15 protein-coding genes and 1 pseudogene are annotated in these 15,026 nt (G+C 70.8%); 11 read left to right on the forward strand and 5 right to left on the reverse strand.

The features are described from left to right. Window positions 1-426: 426 nt before the first annotated feature. A complete protein-coding gene (locus M2157_RS18690; protein ID WP_280862908.1) occupies window positions 427-2,058 on the forward strand; it encodes a phospho-sugar mutase in 1,632 nt (543 codons plus the stop codon). A gap of 424 nt (window positions 2,059-2,482) precedes the next feature. Here M2157_RS18690 and M2157_RS18695 read toward each other — a convergent pair. Next, window positions 2,483-3,155 (reverse strand): annotated as a pseudogene (locus M2157_RS18695) (PH domain-containing protein). Between the two features lie 110 nt (window positions 3,156-3,265). On the opposite strand from M2157_RS18695, the gene deoC reads away from it, so the two are divergent. From deoC to M2157_RS18710, 3 genes are read left to right on the forward strand one after another with little or no spacing between them, the layout of a single operon-like run. After that, window positions 3,266-4,225 (forward strand): deoxyribose-phosphate aldolase, encoded by a 960-nt coding sequence (gene deoC / locus M2157_RS18700; protein ID WP_280868235.1) that lies wholly within the window; start codon window positions 3,266-3,268, stop codon window positions 4,223-4,225. 5 nt (window positions 4,226-4,230) lie between these two features. Further along, window positions 4,231-5,694, forward strand: a complete 1,464-nt coding sequence (locus tag M2157_RS18705; protein WP_280865763.1) for an aldehyde dehydrogenase family protein — start codon at window positions 4,231-4,233, stop codon at window positions 5,692-5,694. After that, complete coding sequence (locus M2157_RS18710) at window positions 5,687-6,574, forward strand: aldehyde dehydrogenase family protein (protein WP_280865764.1); 888 nt, start codon at window positions 5,687-5,689, stop codon at window positions 6,572-6,574. Before M2157_RS18705 ends, M2157_RS18710 begins: the two co-directional genes overlap by 8 nt. 72 nt (window positions 6,575-6,646) lie before the next feature. On the opposite strand, the gene M2157_RS18715 is transcribed toward M2157_RS18710, so the two are convergent. After that, window positions 6,647-7,042, reverse strand: a complete 396-nt coding sequence (locus M2157_RS18715) for a hypothetical protein (protein ID WP_280865765.1) — start codon at window positions 7,040-7,042, stop codon at window positions 6,647-6,649. A gap of 163 nt (window positions 7,043-7,205) precedes the next feature. Between M2157_RS18715 and M2157_RS18720 the strand changes: the two genes are divergently transcribed. Together M2157_RS18720 and M2157_RS18725 are read left to right on the forward strand one after the other, a co-directional pair. Beyond that, window positions 7,206-7,808, forward strand: a complete 603-nt coding sequence (locus M2157_RS18720) for a uridine kinase (RefSeq protein ID WP_280863811.1) — start codon at window positions 7,206-7,208, stop codon at window positions 7,806-7,808. A gap of 73 nt (window positions 7,809-7,881) precedes the next feature. Beyond that, entirely contained in the window at window positions 7,882-8,205 is a 324-nt protein-coding gene (locus M2157_RS18725; RefSeq protein ID WP_280865766.1) for a DUF6281 family protein, read from the forward strand. A 161-nt stretch (window positions 8,206-8,366) separates the two neighbouring features. On the opposite strand, the gene M2157_RS18730 is transcribed toward M2157_RS18725, so the two are convergent. Beyond that, window positions 8,367-9,104 carry a SigE family RNA polymerase sigma factor gene (locus tag M2157_RS18730; RefSeq protein WP_280862914.1) on the reverse strand — a complete coding sequence of 246 codons (738 nt, stop codon included), beginning with the start codon at window positions 9,102-9,104 and terminating at the stop codon, window positions 8,367-8,369. 229 nt (window positions 9,105-9,333) lie between these two features. Between M2157_RS18730 and afsQ1 the strand changes: the two genes are divergently transcribed. From afsQ1 to M2157_RS18755, 5 genes are all read left to right on the forward strand, one after another. Further along, entirely contained in the window at window positions 9,334-10,011 is a 678-nt protein-coding gene (gene afsQ1 / locus M2157_RS18735) for a two-component system response regulator AfsQ1 (RefSeq protein WP_037718821.1), read from the forward strand. Further along, window positions 10,008-11,600: a HAMP domain-containing sensor histidine kinase gene (locus M2157_RS18740; protein WP_280862915.1), complete on the forward strand. Its 1,593-nt coding sequence runs from the start codon at window positions 10,008-10,010 to the stop codon at window positions 11,598-11,600. Before afsQ1 ends, M2157_RS18740 begins: the two co-directional genes overlap by 4 nt. 62 nt (window positions 11,601-11,662) lie before the next feature. Beyond that, window positions 11,663-12,265 (forward strand): hypothetical protein, encoded by a 603-nt coding sequence (locus M2157_RS18745; RefSeq protein WP_280863812.1) that lies wholly within the window; start codon window positions 11,663-11,665, stop codon window positions 12,263-12,265. A 93-nt stretch (window positions 12,266-12,358) separates the two neighbouring features. Next, a complete protein-coding gene (locus M2157_RS18750; RefSeq protein WP_280862916.1) occupies window positions 12,359-12,910 on the forward strand; it encodes a VanZ family protein in 552 nt (183 codons plus the stop codon). A 92-nt stretch (window positions 12,911-13,002) separates the two neighbouring features. After that, window positions 13,003-13,203, forward strand: coding sequence for a PspC domain-containing protein (locus tag M2157_RS18755; RefSeq protein WP_037718826.1), 201 nt, complete (start codon window positions 13,003-13,005; stop codon window positions 13,201-13,203). Between the two features lie 84 nt (window positions 13,204-13,287). Here the strand turns inward: M2157_RS18755 and M2157_RS18760 are convergent, their stop codons facing one another. Next, window positions 13,288-13,644, reverse strand: coding sequence for an ATP-binding protein (locus tag M2157_RS18760; RefSeq protein ID WP_280862917.1), 357 nt, complete (start codon window positions 13,642-13,644; stop codon window positions 13,288-13,290). A gap of 138 nt (window positions 13,645-13,782) precedes the next feature. Further along, entirely contained in the window at window positions 13,783-14,946 is a 1,164-nt protein-coding gene (locus tag M2157_RS18765; protein WP_280862918.1) for an adenosine deaminase, read from the reverse strand. Window positions 14,947-15,026: the final 80 nt, after the last annotated feature.

Below are 15,026 nucleotides of genomic sequence, written 5' to 3' on the forward strand. Positions count from 1 at the left end.
TGGGGAGTTGCAGTCACCCGCGCCACGACGGACCGATCCCCACCTCACGCGCCCCGACGTACCGTTCGCCACTTCGCGCGCCACGACGGACCGTTCGCCGCACCGCGCGCCACGACGGACCGGTAGCCGCGTACGGCGGCAAGGGGACGGGGTGGGGGGTGTCCGCCCGCAGCGGCCGGCGTCCGATACCGGGCACCACTCAAGGGACCGAGCCGCCGGACCGAGGACGGATACCCCCCACCCCGGCCCCGACCGCCAACACACCCGCACGCGCTACACCCGCCCCCACCGAAGCCGCACAGGCCGCCGCAGGCACTCAGGGGCGCGGGGAACTGCGCACAACGCCCGCCCCCACCGAACCCGCAGCAACCCGCCCAACCGCCGCAGGCACCCGCATCCGACACACAACGAGAGGCTGACGCAACCGTGCACGACGACCTCATCGCCCGGGCCAGGACCTGGCTCGCCGAGGACCCCGACCCGGACACCCGCGACGAGCTCGCCGAGCTCCTCGACGCCGGCGACGTCACCGAGCTCACCGCACGCTTCAGCGGCACCCTCCAGTTCGGGACCGCCGGCCTGCGCGGCGAAATCGGCGCAGGGCCGATGCGCATGAACCGCACGGTCGTCATCCGAGCCGCCGCCGGTCTCGCCGCGTACCTCAAGAAGCACGGCAGCACCGGCGGACTCGTGGTCATCGGCTACGACGCCCGCCACAAGTCCGCCGACTTCGCGCGGGACACGGCAGCGGTGATGACCGGCGCAGGCCTGAAGGCCGCCGTCCTCCCCCGCCCTCTCCCCACCCCCGTCCTGGCCTTCGCCATAAGGCACCTCGGCGCGGTGGCAGGCGTAGAGGTCACCGCCAGCCACAACCCGCCCCGCGACAACGGCTACAAGGTCTACCTCGGCGACGGCTCCCAGATCGTCCCGCCCGCCGACGCGGACATCGCCGCCGAGATCGCAGCGATCGCGAGCCTGAACGACGTCCCCCGCCCGGACACCGGCTGGCAGACCCTCGACGACGCCGTCCTGAACGCCTACCTGGCCCGCACGGACGCCGTACTCGCCAAGAGCTCCCCCCGCACCGCCCGCACCGTCTACACCGCGATGCACGGCGTGGGCAAGGACACTCTCCTCGCCGCCTTCGACCGCGCAGGTTTCCCCGCCCCGGAACTCGTCGCCGAGCAGGCCGACCCCGACCCCGACTTCCCGACGGTCGCCTTCCCCAACCCGGAAGAGCCCGGCGCGATGGACCTGGCCTTCGCGAAGGCCCGCGAGACGAATCCCGACCTGATCATCGCGAACGACCCCGACGCGGACCGCTGCGCGGTCGCCGCCAAGCGGGACGACACCTGGCGCATGCTCCGCGGCGACGAGGTGGGCGCCCTCCTCGCCGCCCACCTCGTGAGCCGCGGAGCGCACGGCACCTTCGCGGAGTCGATCGTCTCCTCCTCCCTCCTCGGCAGGATCGCCGAGAAGGCGGGCCTTCCCTACGAGGAGACCCTCACCGGCTTCAAGTGGATCGCCCGGGTGGAGGGCCTGCGCTACGGCTACGAAGAGGCCCTCGGCTACTGCGTGGACCCCGAGGGCGTACGGGACAAGGACGGCATCACCGCGGCCCTCCTCATCACGGAGCTCGCCTCCGAGCTGAAGGAACAGGGCCGCACGCTCCTCGACCTCCTCGACGACCTGGCGGTGGACCACGGCCTGCACGCCACGGACCAGCTCGCGGTCCGTGTGGAGGACCTGTCGGTCATCGCCCGAGCGATGGAGCAGCTGCGCGAGCACCCGCCGACCGAGCTCGCGGGCCTGGTCATCACCAAGGCCGAGGACCTGACGCAGGGCACGGACCGGCTCCCGCCCACCGACGGCCTGCGCTACACGCTGGACGGCGCCCGGGTCGTCGTCCGCCCGAGCGGCACCGAGCCGAAGCTGAAGTGCTACCTGGAAGTGGTCGTCCCCGTCGCCACACACGCCGACCTCCCCACGGCCCACGCCAGAGCAACCGACCTCCTGACCACCATCAAGCGAGACCTGTCGGCAGCGGCGGGCATCTGAACCGGTCAACACCGCGGCGTCTGAACCTGTCGGCGGCCGGCGTCTGACACTGTCTGCCGGGCGGACATCTGAACCTGTCAGCACCGGCAGGCATCTCAAGCTGCCGGCAACCGTGGGCGTCAGAAGGTGTCAGCAGCGGCCGGCGTCAAAAGCTGTCAGCAGCGGCGGCAGGCATCTCAAGCTGCCGGCACCGGCCAGCACCTGACCTGTCAGCACCGGCCGGCACCTGAACACGCCGGCCCAGCCCGGCACCCAACCACGTCACCACCGCGACCCGCCACCTGAACCGAGGGGCGGCCCCGTCCGGGCCGTCCCTCACCCGTTCAGCCGACCCGCCGATGTGCTGCCGCTCCGCCACGTTCGCGCGGCCGGCCGCATCAGCGCGGCAGACGCCACACGACACCACGTGGCACCCCGGAACACGTCACCCAAGCGCCGCCAGGATCGCCAGCAGCACCGCCCCGGCCACCGCCGGCCCGACGATCTCGTACGCCCACCGCACGGTCACCTCGCCCTGGGAGGTCTGTGCCTTGCCCCGGGCCTCCAGCATCTCGCGCAGTTCGTCGATGATCTTGTCGGTCTCGGCCCGGGTGGGTCCCTCCGGGACGGGCGTACGACCGCCGAAGCCGTCCGGCTGCATTCCGCCGCCGAACAGGCCGAGGCCCCTGGTGGAACCGCGCCCCGACGACTGCCGGGCGGGTCTGCTGGGCCGTCTGCCGTGCCGCCTTCTTGCGGCCGCGCAGGGAGACCGGGATCGCCCACAGCTGGTACTTCGCGCCGGACTTGACGAACACCTCGTTCGAGTAGCCGGAGCGCAGCATCTCGACCTCGCCCCACGGCACGACGATCACGCGGAAGGGGTTGCGGATGCGCAGGCGGTCGTGGTTCGCGAAGACGGCCGGGCGCAGCGTGAAGGCGACCACCAGCGGGACGGCGAGGATGAGGGTGGCGAGGGCCAGCCAGGGGGTGCGGCCGGTGCCGGAGACGACGGCGTCGATGCCGAGCCAGCCGATGATGACGAGGACGAGGGAGCCGCCGATCAGTGCCATGGGTGAGCGGTAGATGCGGTCCCTGGACTCGGGGGGTGCGGTCGTCATGAGGCCGATCCTAAGCGCCGCCCGGGTTCGTGTCGGTGTGCGGGTGCCATCAGAACCCGCTCCCCGGGGTGTACAGCCGCTACGCGCGTAGATATGCTCGTCTGGTGACCATGCCCACCACTGCATCAGCCGCACACCCGCTCACGGACGTGACCGCGTCCGACAGCACGCTGCGCCGGTTCCTTCACGGGCTGCCCGGCGTGGACGCGGTCGGCCTGGAGGCGCGTGCCGCCTCGCTCGGTACCCGTTCCATCAAGACGACCGCGAAGGCGTACGCCATCGACCTCGCCATCTCGATGGTCGACCTGACGACGCTGGAAGGCGCGGACACCCCGGGCAAGGTCCGGGCGCTCGGCGCCAAGGCGGTCCGCCCCGACCCGACCGACCGGACGACCCCCGCCACGGCCGCGGTCTGCGTCTATCCCGACATGGTGCCCGTGGCGAAGGAGGCCGTGGCCGGTTCCGGCGTCAAGGTCGCTTCCGTGGCCACCGCGTTCCCGGCCGGCCGCGCCGCCCTCGACGTGAAGCTGGCCGACGTGCGCGACGCCGTGGCCGCGGGCGCCGACGAGGTCGACATGGTCATCGACCGCGGGGCGTTCCTCTCCGGCAGGTACATGAAGGTGTACGACGAGATCGTCGCCGTGCGCGAGGTCTGCGGAACGGCCGCCCGGCTCAAGGTCATCTTCGAGACCGGCGAGCTGTCGACGTACGACAACATCCGCCGCGCGAGCTGGCTCGGCATGCTGGCCGGCGCGGACTTCATCAAGACGTCCACCGGCAAGGTCGCGGTGAACGCGACCCCGGCGAACACCCTGCTGATGCTGGAGGCGGTGCGTGACTTCCGTGCGCAGACCGGCATCCAGGTAGGCGTGAAGCCGGCCGGCGGCATCAGGACGTCCAAGGACGCCATCAAGTTCCTGGTACTGGTCAACGAGACCGCGGGCGAGGACTGGCTGGACAACCACTGGTTCCGCTTCGGCGCCTCCTCGCTTCTGAACGACCTGCTGATGCAGCGTCAGAAGCTGGCCACCGGCCGCTACTCCGGCCCCGACTACGTGACGGTGGACTGATCACCATGGCATCGGCATTCGAATACGCACCCGCACCCGAGTCCCGCTCGGTCGTCGACATCGCGCCGTCCTACGGCCTGTTCATCGACGGCGAGTTCGTGGACGCGGCCGACGGCAAGGTCTTCAAGACCGTCTCGCCGTCCACCGAGGAGGTCCTCTCCGAGGTCGCCCAGGCCGGTTCCGAGGACGTGGACCGCGCGGTGAAGGCGGCCCGCAAGGCCTTCGAGAAGTGGTCGGCGCTGCCCGGCTCCGAGCGCGCCAAGTACCTGTTCCGCATCGCCCGGATCATCCAGGAACGCAGCCGCGAGCTCGCCGTCCTGGAGACCCTGGACAACGGCAAGCCCATCAAGGAGACCCGCGACGCCGACCTCCCCCTGGTCGCCGCGCACTTCTTCTACTACGCGGGCTGGGCCGACAAGCTGGAGCACGCCGGGTTCGGCCGGAGGACGACGAATGGGCACAGCGGCGCTTCCCCGAAGCCCCTCGGCGTGGCCGGCCAGGTCATCCCCTGGAACTTCCCGCTGCTGATGCTGGCGTGGAAGATCGCCCCGGCGCTGGCGACCGGCAACACCGTCGTCCTGAAGCCGGCGGAGACGACCCCCCTGTCGGCGTTGTTCTTCGCGGACGTCTGCCGTCAGGCCGGCCTGCCCCGGGGTGTCGTCAACATCCTTCCGGGCTACGGCGACACGGGCGCCGCGCTGATCGCGCACCCGGACGTCAACAAGGTGGCCTTCACCGGCTCCACCGCCGTGGGCAAGGAGATCGCGCGGACCGTCGCCGGCACCCGCAAGAAGGTCACGCTCGAACTGGGCGGCAAGGGCGCCAACATCGTCTTCGACGACGCCCCGATCGACCAGGCGGTGGAGGGGATCGTCAACGGCATCTTCTTCAACCAGGGCCAGGTCTGCTGCGCGGGCTCCCGTCTCCTCGTCCAGGAGTCCATCCAGGACGAGCTGCTGGACTCCCTCAAGCGCCGCCTGTCCACCCTGCGCCTCGGCGACCCGCTCGACAAGAACACCGACATCGGCGCGATCAACTCCGCGGAGCAGCTCTCGCGGATCACCTCACTCGTCGAGAAGGGCGCGGCCGAGGGTGCCGAGCCCTGGTCTCCCGAGTGCGAACTCCCCTCCTCCGGCTACTGGTTCGCCCCGACGCTCTTCACGAACGTCACCCAGGCGCACACCATCGCCCGCGACGAGATCTTCGGCCCGGTGCTGTCGGTCCTCACCTTCCGCACCCCGGACGAGGCCGTCGCGAAGGCCAACAACACCCAGTACGGCCTCTCGGCGGGCATCTGGACGGAGAAGGGTTCGCGGATCCTGGCGGTGGCGAACAAGCTCCGGGCCGGGGTCGTCTGGTCCAACACGTTCAACAAGTTCGACCCGACGTCGCCGTTCGGCGGCTACAAGGAGTCGGGCTTCGGCCGCGAGGGCGGTCGCCACGGCCTGGAGGCGTACCTCGATGTCTGACCGACTCAGTGTCCTCAAGACCTACAAGCTGTACGTCGGGGGCAAGTTCCCCCGCTCCGAAAGCGGCCGGGTGTACGAAGTGACCGACTCCAAGGGCAAGTGGCTGGCCAACGCGCCGCAGTCGAGCCGCAAGGACGCCCGTGACGCGGTCGTGGCCGCGCGCAAGGCGTTCGGCGGCTGGTCCGGCGCGACGGCTTACAACCGCGGCCAGGTCCTCTACCGCGTCGCGGAGATGCTGGAGGGCCGCAAGGCGCAGTTCGTCCACGAGGTGGCCGACGCCGAGGGTCTGTCCAAGTCCAGGGCGGCCGAGCAGGTCGAGGCGACGATCGACCGCTGGGTCTGGTACGCGGGCTGGACCGACAAGATCGCTCAGGTGGTGGGCGGCGGAAACCCGGTGGCGGGCCCGTACTTCAACCTGTCCTCCCCCGAGCCGACGGGCGTGGTGGCCGTCCTGGCCCCGCAGGAGTCGTCGTTCCTGGGCCTGGTCTCGGTGGTCGCCCCGGTGATCGCCACGGGCAACACGGCGATCGTGGTGGCGAGCGAGAAGTCCCCGCTCCCGGCGCTGTCCCTGGGCGAGGTCCTGGCCACCTCGGACGTCCCCGGAGGCGTGGTCAACGTCCTCTCGGGCCGTACGGCCGAGATCGCGACCCCCCTGGCGTCCCACCAGGACGTCAACGCGATCGACCTGGCGGGCGCGGACGAGGTCCTCGCGAAGGATCTGGAGATCGCGGCGGCGGACAACCTGAAGCGAGTCCTGCGTCCACAGCCTGTGGACAACTGGACGGCGACTCCGGGCACCGACCGCCTGACGGCGTTCCTGGAGACGAAGACGGTCTGGCACCCGACGGGTTCGCTGGGGGCGTCGGGCTCGTCGTACTGATCCGTCCGCACCGCAGAGCCGCGCCTCCCCTCCGTCCGGGGGAGACGCGGCTCTCCTGCCGTCGTACCGGAATCAGCTGTTCGGCAACCCCACCACCTGTCCCACCACCGGCATGCTCCCGATCGACTGCGCCTGCGCGACGGGCCCCAACAGCGCCCGCGAGGCAACCGGCTGGGAGTCGCCGAGCTGCGTCGCCACCCCGTTGTCCAGCGGATCCACTCCCGTCCCCGCGAGCGGGTTCGGCTTGAGACCGGCGACCGGGCCGGTGACGTAGCTGACCGAGCCGGTGAGCGACTGCACTCCGGCCTGCGGGTCGATGTTGCCCAGCGAGGTCGGCCGGGCGCCCACCATGCCGACGACCGGCTCGGTGTCCGCGGCGGCCACCCCTGCGCCCGCGCCGAGTGCGACGCCCGCGGTGGCGAGGGCGGTGAGCGTGCGCCGGGCTGTCGGGTTCGCGTGTCGTGCCATGTTTTTCTGCCACCTTTTCCGTGCACTGGGTAATCGTGTCGACACGAAGGGTAGTTGAGGTGTGACGCACGCTTCAAAGTCAACCCGCGGGGTCGATGAACAGCAGGTGAATGCCCCACACTGGTGTCCCGTGAGTTCCCAACCGCCCATACCGACGCGAGTCGTGCTGCTCTGCGGCCCCTCCGGCTCCGGCAAGTCCCTCCTCTCGGCCCGGTCCGGTCTTCCGGTCCTCCGGCTCGACGACTTCTACAAGGAGGGCAACGACCCGACGCTGCCGCTGGTGGCGGGGAGCTCCGACATCGACTGGGACCACCCCGAGTCCTGGGACGCGGACACCGCCGTGGCGGCGATCGTCGAACTGTGCCGCACGGGCCGTACGAATATCCCGGTCTACGACATCTCCCTGAGCGCCCGCACCGGCGAGGAGTCGGTCGACATGGGCCGGACCCCGCTGTTCATCGCGGAGGGCATCTTCGCCGCCGAGATCGTCACCCGCTGCCGGGAGCTCGGCGTACTGGCCGACGCGCTGTGCCTGAGCCGCGGTCCGGTGCGGACGTTCCGCCGCCGGTTCCTGCGTGATCTGCGCGAGGGCCGCAAGTCGGTGCCGTTCCTGCTGCGCCGCGGCTGGCGGCTGATGCGCCTGGAGCGCTCGATCGTCGCCCGCCAGACCGCCCTCGGCGCCCACCCCTGCGACAAGGACGAGGCCCTGACCCGCCTGTCCGCGGCGGCAGCGGGGCACCGGCCGGCGGCGGCTCCGGCGGCCTGAGCGGCCCGGCCGAACGACTTCGGCGCCTTCTCCGTCGTAGGACCGGAAAACGGTCACCTCGGGAAGGAAGCGGATGACGACAGCACGGCTGGTCATGACGGTGGCGATGCTGGCGGTGGTCCTCGGATGCTCGTCCGGCGGCGAAGCCGCGGACTCCTGCGCGGGGGTGGTGACGCACGAGAACCGTGACTATCTGCCCACCCAGGACGAGGGCTTCACCGTCGGCGAGCGCCTGGGCACCGCCCGCATCGCGGAGTGCGACGACACGCCGAACGATCCCGACGTCGCCATCCCCGAAGGCACGACCAACGCGTACCTCGTCGAGGGCAGGGACCCCGCCGAGGCCGTCGCCGTCGGTGACTCGCCCGTCTCGGCGAGGCTCGTGGAGATCCGCTGAGCACACACCGAAGCGGGACTGGACGGACCCCCCGGCCCTCCAGTCCCGCTTCTTGGTGCTTCCCCCGCAGTCCCCGTGGGTCCCCCGTGACCCCCGTTGATCCCCCCCCGGGTACCGGCCCCCCAGCCGGTACCCCTGATCCCCCGTTCCTCCCCCAACCCTCAGGCGACGAGCTCCCCGAAGGCGTTCTCCTCGTCACGGCCGAAGCTGAGGACCTCGTCCTCGCGCAGCCGGCGGAGCGACCGCCAGATGCTGGACTTCACCGTGCCGACACTGATGTCGAGGATCTCCGCGATCTCCGGGTCGGTGCGGCCCTCGTAGTAACGAAGGACCAGCATCGTGCGCTGGAGTTCGGGGAGCCGGGCGAGCGCCTGCCACAGGACCGCGCGCAGTTCGGTGCCGCGCATCGCGTCCGTGTCGCCGGGCGTCTCCGGCAGTTCCTCGGTCGGGTATTCGTTCAGCTTGCGGCGGCGCCACGCGCTGATGTGCAGGTTCGTCATGGTGCGGCGGAGGTAGCCCCCGACCGCGGCCTTGTCGCTGATCCGGTCCCATGCCCTGTACGTCGAGAACAGCGCGCTCTGCAGCAGGTCCTCGGCCTCGAAGCGGTCACCGGTCAGGTGGTACGCGGTGGCGTACAGGGAGGCGCGGCGCTCCTGGACGTAGGCGGTGAACTCCGCCTCCGACAGCGAACGACGCTCCCCCGTGTCCTCCCTGTACGACGATCCCCCGTGCGATTCCCCCGTGATGGTGTCAACCACCGACATGTACGCGGTGTGCTGACGCCCGGTGCCGCGAGCGCACCCCCGCCCGCTCACGGCACCGGACTTCTCGGAACCCCGGGTCACGTCGTGCAGCCGCGTGACCACTGCGCTGGTGCTGATGCTGTGCAGCGTGTTCATCTCGCGCCCCCCGTCGTGGACTTCCGGTGTTCGGTCTGCTCGGGCGGTGCTGCCTTGCCCGTGCCGAGAAGCTTGCCCTCGCACCTTCATGGCCGTGTCCGCCGACTGTCACAGACCTGTCACAGGGGCCCGTCTCAGGAATTGCACAGCGGACCCACGGACGGGTGCCGTAAGGACTGCCTGTCCCCACAGGTCGAACCGCACCCCCTCCATGGGCCAGAATGAGCCCGTGCCTTCCCTGTTGCTGATCGAGGACGACGACGCCATCCGTACGGCCCTGGAGCTGAGCCTCACGCGCCAGGGCCACCGGGTTGCCACCGCTGCCACCGGCGAGGACGGCCTGAAGCTGCTGCGTGAGCAGCGGCCGGACCTGATCGTGCTGGATGTCATGCTGCCCGGCATCGACGGGTTCGAGGTGTGCCGGCGCATCCGGCGCACGGACCAGCTGCCGATCATTCTGCTGACCGCGCGCAACGACGACATCGACATCGTCGTCGGACTGGAGTCCGGTGCCGACGACTATGTCGTCAAGCCGATCCAGGGGCGGGTGCTGGACGCCCGGATCCGGGCCGTGCTGCGGCGCGGGGAACGCGAGTCGACCGACGCGGCGAGCTTCGGCTCCCTGGTCATCGACCGCGCGGCGATGACCGTGACGAAGAACGGCGAGGACCTACAGCTCACGCCCACCGAGCTCAGGCTGCTCCTGGAGCTGAGCCGGCGGCCCGGCCAGGCCCTGTCGCGGCAGCAGCTGCTGCGGCTGGTCTGGGAGCACGACTACCTCGGTGACTCGCGCCTGGTGGACGCCTGCGTGCAGCGGCTGCGCGCCAAGGTCGAGGACGTGCCGTCGTCCCCGACGCTGATCCGTACCGTGCGGGGCGTGGGTTACCGGCTGGACACGCCTCAGTGACCCAAGCGCAAGGGGGGTTCCGCGGCTGGTTCGCGGCTCGCAAGGGTGTGTGGTCACGGCTGCGTTTCACCAGTCTGCGCCTGCGGCTCGTGGTCGTCTTCGGCCTGGTGGCGCTGACCGCCGCCGTGTCCGTGTCCGGGATCGCCTACTGGCTCAACCGCGAGGCGGTGCTCACCCGCGCCCAGGACGCGGTGCTGCGCGACTTCCAGCAGGAGATGCAGAACCGAGCGGGCGCCCTGCCGGAGGACCCCACGCAGGACGAACTCCAGCAGGCGGCGGGGCAGATGGCGGGCAGCAGCCAGCGCTTCAGCGTGCTGCTCGTCGCCGACGACGCCAACGGCAGGACGGTGTACGGCAATTCGGGCGCCCTGGACGGCTTCACGCTCGAGGACGTGCCCGTGTCGCTGCGCGAGGCGGTGAACGAGAAGCAGAAGGTCGACTCCGCCAACAAGTACGCCTATCACCTGTACTGGCAGCGGACCGTCGACCACGACACCCCGTATCTGGTCGCCGGCACGAGGGTGATCGGCGGCGGTCCGACCGGTTACATGCTCAAGTCCCTCGAGCCGGAGGCCAAGGACCTCAACTCCCTTGCCTGGTCGCTGGGTATCGCCACCGGGCTGGCGCTGATCGGCTCCGCGCTGCTCGCGCAGGCCGCCTCGACGACCGTACTGAAGCCGGTGCACCGGCTCGGGATCGCCGCGCGCCGGCTCGGCGAGGGCAAGCTGGACACCCGGCTCAGCGTGTCGGGCACCGACGAACTCGCCGACCTCTCGAGGACGTTCAACCACGCGGCCGAGGCCCTGGAGAAGCGGGTCGACGACATGGCCGCCCGCGACAACGCCTCACGGCGCTTCGTGGCGGACATGAGCCATGAACTCCGTACACCGCTCACCGCGATCACCGCCGTCACGGAGATCCTGGAGGAGGAGCTGGAGGCGGAGTCCGGCTCGATGGACCCGATGATCGAGCCGGCCGTGCGGCTGGTGGTCAGCGAGACGCGCAGGCTCAATGACCTGGTCGAGAACCTCATGGAGGTCACCCGCTTCGACGCGGGTACGGCCCGGCTGGTCCTCGACGACGTCGACGTGGCCGACCAGATCACCGCGTGCATCGACGCGCGCGCGTGGCTGGACGCGGTGGAGCTGGACGCCGAGCGCGGCATCCACGCCCGCCTCGACCCGCGCCGCCTCGACGTGATCCTGGCCAACCTGATCGGCAACGCCCTCAAGCACGGCGGCTCCCCGGTGCGGGTGGCGGTGCGCGCGGCGGCCGACGAGGTGGTCATCGGGGTCCGCGACCACGGCCCCGGCATCCCCGAGGACGTCCTGCCGCACGTCTTCGACCGCTTCTACAAGGCCAGCGCCTCCCGCCCGCGTTCCGAGGGCAGCGGCCTCGGCCTGTCCATCGCCCGGGAGAACGCCCACATCCACGGCGGTGAGATCACCGCGGCGAACTCCCCCGACGGAGGCGCCGTCTTCACACTCCGGCTCCCCCGGGACGCCTCGGCGCTGGCCGAGGAACTCCTGGAGGCCAAGAAGGACGACGGCGTGTCGAAGAACGGCGTGTCGAAGAAGGGGGACGCCTGATGAGCTCCGAGAGGCGACACCGCCGGGGGCGTGCGGTACGGGCGGAGGGTGCGTGCGCCGGGCTGAACGTACGCCGGCTGCTGGCGCTGCCCCTGCTCGGGCTGCTGGTCGCCGGGTGCGGGATCCGCTCCACCGAGGTGCCCACCGACTTCGGGCCTGCGCCCTCGCGGGTGCGGTGCTCGTTGTCGGAGCCGGACACGACGACGCAGGCCTCGCGGGGGCTGGCCGTGCAGGTGTTCCTGTTGTGCGGGTCGTCGCTGGTGGCCGTGGACCGGAGCCTCAGGGTCCCGGACGGGACCGCGGACTCCGCGCGAAGGGTGCTGGTCGCCCAGGGGCTCCTCGACCAGCTCGCCGAGACACCGTCGGCGGCCGAGCGGGAGGCCGGGTATCAGACGTATGTGCGCGGCGGCATGACCGTCAGCGGGCCGCGCGCCAAGGATCCCGAGGACACCTTCCGGCTGAGCACCCCGCCCACCGAGCTCTCCGCCTACGCGCTCGCCCAGGTGGTGTGCACGTTCTCCGACTCGGCCGCGGCCGAGGGCGACGGCTCCGTCATCCTCGGCGGCCCCACGAACACCCCTCTGCGCCGCTACGACTGCACGGACGAGGTCCGCTCCCAGCCGGGCAGCCGGCAGCCCGCGTCGAGCGAGGTGACGGACGGCTGACGCCGGTCCGACGACCACGTGTGGCGCAGACCTCACCCAGGTACCTCGGGGTGTTCCGGAACCGATCGTGGCGAGCGGGGCGTCTAGGGGGTCGTGCAGCGTCAAGGCTTCGTCGGCGGCAGTGCCGCCCTTCGCGTCCGTGTGGCAGGAGGTGCCCTCCTGGTCGCACACCTCGCGTTCGTCGCCTGGTTCACGTTGCGGCCGCTGGACGTGCCCTGGGTCGTCCCGGCCAACCTGCACCCCCTGGCCGGCATCCGCGCCGACCTCGCGCTCGGCTGGCAGGAGGCGGCCCGCCGTATCGGCGAGGGACTGGCCCTGCTCGCCCCGCTCGGCTTCCTGCTCCCGATGGCGCACGGCAGGCTGTGGGCCTCTCCGCTCGGCTCCCTGATCCGTACGTCCGCCGCGGGCGCCCTGATCTCGCTGGGCATAGCGCTCCTGCAGACCGATGTCCCCGGCCAGGTCGTCGACATCGACTCGCTGCTCCTGAACACCGCCGGCGTGGCCCTCGCGCACGTCGCGGTCGTGCCGGCGGCACGCCACTGGCTCCGCCGCGGGACCGAGCGCCGCAGGCGCACCGCCGTCCGCCAGGAGGAGCCGGCTCAGGGTCGGACCCCGACGATTCCCAGGGTCGGGATCGCACCGTAGAGCGACGCTTTGTGCCGTTCGTCTCCGTAGCGTTGAGGACAGTTGGAGAGGGTCACCCGGACCCGACCACCGACGCTCACGAAGGAGCCGCAATGTCCCGCCTTGCCCGCCCCACCAACGGCCGCATGATCGGCGGAGTGTGTGCCGCGCTGGCACGGCGCTTCGGCACCTCCGCGACCACGATGCGCGTGATCTTCCTGGTGTCCTGTCTGCTGCCCGGCCCGCAGTTCCTGCTCTACATAGCGCTGTGGATCCTGTTCCCCTCGGAGGAGAAGGCGCAGGCCGCCTGGTAACCAACCCCCTACGCGCGTACGCCGGTGGGGCGCACCCGAGACCACGGGGTGCGCCCCACCGGCGCGTGCGAGGAGTGCCGGACCTCAGCCGAGCGGCAGGCCGTTCAGGCTGGTGTCGCTGCCCAGCAGGAGCTTGCCGACCGGCAGGCCGCCGAGGAGACCGGCGACGGGCGCGGCCGGACCGTCGGCGAGCACCTTCGCGACGGCCGGCTGCGCGGTCGCGAGCCCCGCGCCGAGCGCCGGCTGGGCCTGCGCCAGTGCCGAACCGCCACCCGGAAGCGCCTGGGTGACGTTCTCGGTGGGGAGCCCCTTGGAGACGGAGCCGAGCGCCTGAGTGGCGTCCGGGGCCGCCGGAGCGGCGTTCGCGGCACCCGCGCCGGTGGCGGCGAAGGCGGCACCGAGGGCGGCGACACCGAGGGTCTTGGCAGCAGACTGCTTCATAAAATGCGTCCTCGAAATGGTTTTACCGGGATGTAAGCGGTCCACGACCGTAAACACGCGGACCCACCCGCCGCAAACATCGAAATGCGGACGAATGGTGAACACCCGCCCGCATTTCGTACCCAAGAACGTGCTCGGTCAGCTCTCCTCGGCCACAGAACCGCTGGTGGAGGCGGTCTGCTGGAACAGCCATTCGGACTTCAGCTCGGCATATCCGGGCTTGATGACGTCATTGATCATCGCGAGTCTTTCATCGAAAGGAATGAACGCTGATTTCATCGCATTGACGGAGAACCACTGGAGATCGTCGAGGGCATAGCCGAACGCGTCGACGAGGTGCTCGAATTCCCGGCTCATGCTGGTGCCGGACATCAGCCGGTTGTCGGTGTTCACGGTCGCCCGGAAGTGCAGGCGCCGCAGGAGCCCGATCGGGTGCTCGGCGTACGACGAGGCCGCCCCGGTCTGCAGATTGGAGCTGGGGCACAGTTCCAGCGGGATCCGCTTGTCCCGGACGTAGGAGGCGAGCCGCCCGAGCTTGACCGTGCCGTCCTCGTGGACCTGGATGTCGTCGATGATGCGCACACCGTGCCCGAGCCGGTCGGCGCCGCACCACTGCAGGGCCTGCCAGATGGACGGCAGCCCGAAGGCCTCGCCGGCGTGGATGGTGAAGTGGTTGTTCTCGCGCTTCAGGTACTCGAAGGCGTCGAGGTGGCGGGTGGGCGGGTAACCGGCCTCCGCGCCCGCGATGTCGAAGCCGACGACGCCCAGGTCGCGGTACCGGTTGGCGAGTTCGGCGATCTCCAGGGCACGGGCCGCGTGCCGCATCGCGGTGAGCAGGGCGCCGACCCGGATGCGGTGGCCGTTCGCCCTGGCCCTGCGCTCCCCTTCCCGGAAGCCCTCGTTGACGGCCTCGACGACCTCTTCGAGGGTCAGGCCCTTCTCCAGGTGCTGCTCGGGGGCGTAGCGCACCTCGGCGTAGACCACGCCGTCCTCGGCGAGGTCCTCGGCGCACTCGGCGGCCACCCGCACCAGCGCCTCACGGGTCTGCATGACGCCGACGGTGTGCGAGAAGGTCTCCAAGTACCGCTCCAGCGAACCGGAGTCGGCGGATTCGCGGAACCAGACGCCCAGCCGGTCCGCGTCGGTCTCGGGGAGCCCGGAGTACCCGCTGTCCCGGGCGAGGTCGACGATCGTGCCGGGGCGCAGCCCGCCGTCGAGGTGATCGTGCAGCAGAACCTTGGGTGCCCGGCGGATCTGGTCCGAGCTCGGGGGGTTCCCCATCCGGTCAGTCTTGCTCGTCATCTTGGCACTCTAACGCCTACGCGCGTAGATGGCGCGTTGTACGAATCCGCCGATACGTAACGGTGACCGCCCCGCCCCGT

The sequence above is a fragment of the Streptomyces sp. SAI-127 genome, assembly GCF_029894425.1.
In the GTDB taxonomy this organism is placed as follows: domain Bacteria; phylum Actinomycetota; class Actinomycetes; order Streptomycetales; family Streptomycetaceae; genus Streptomyces.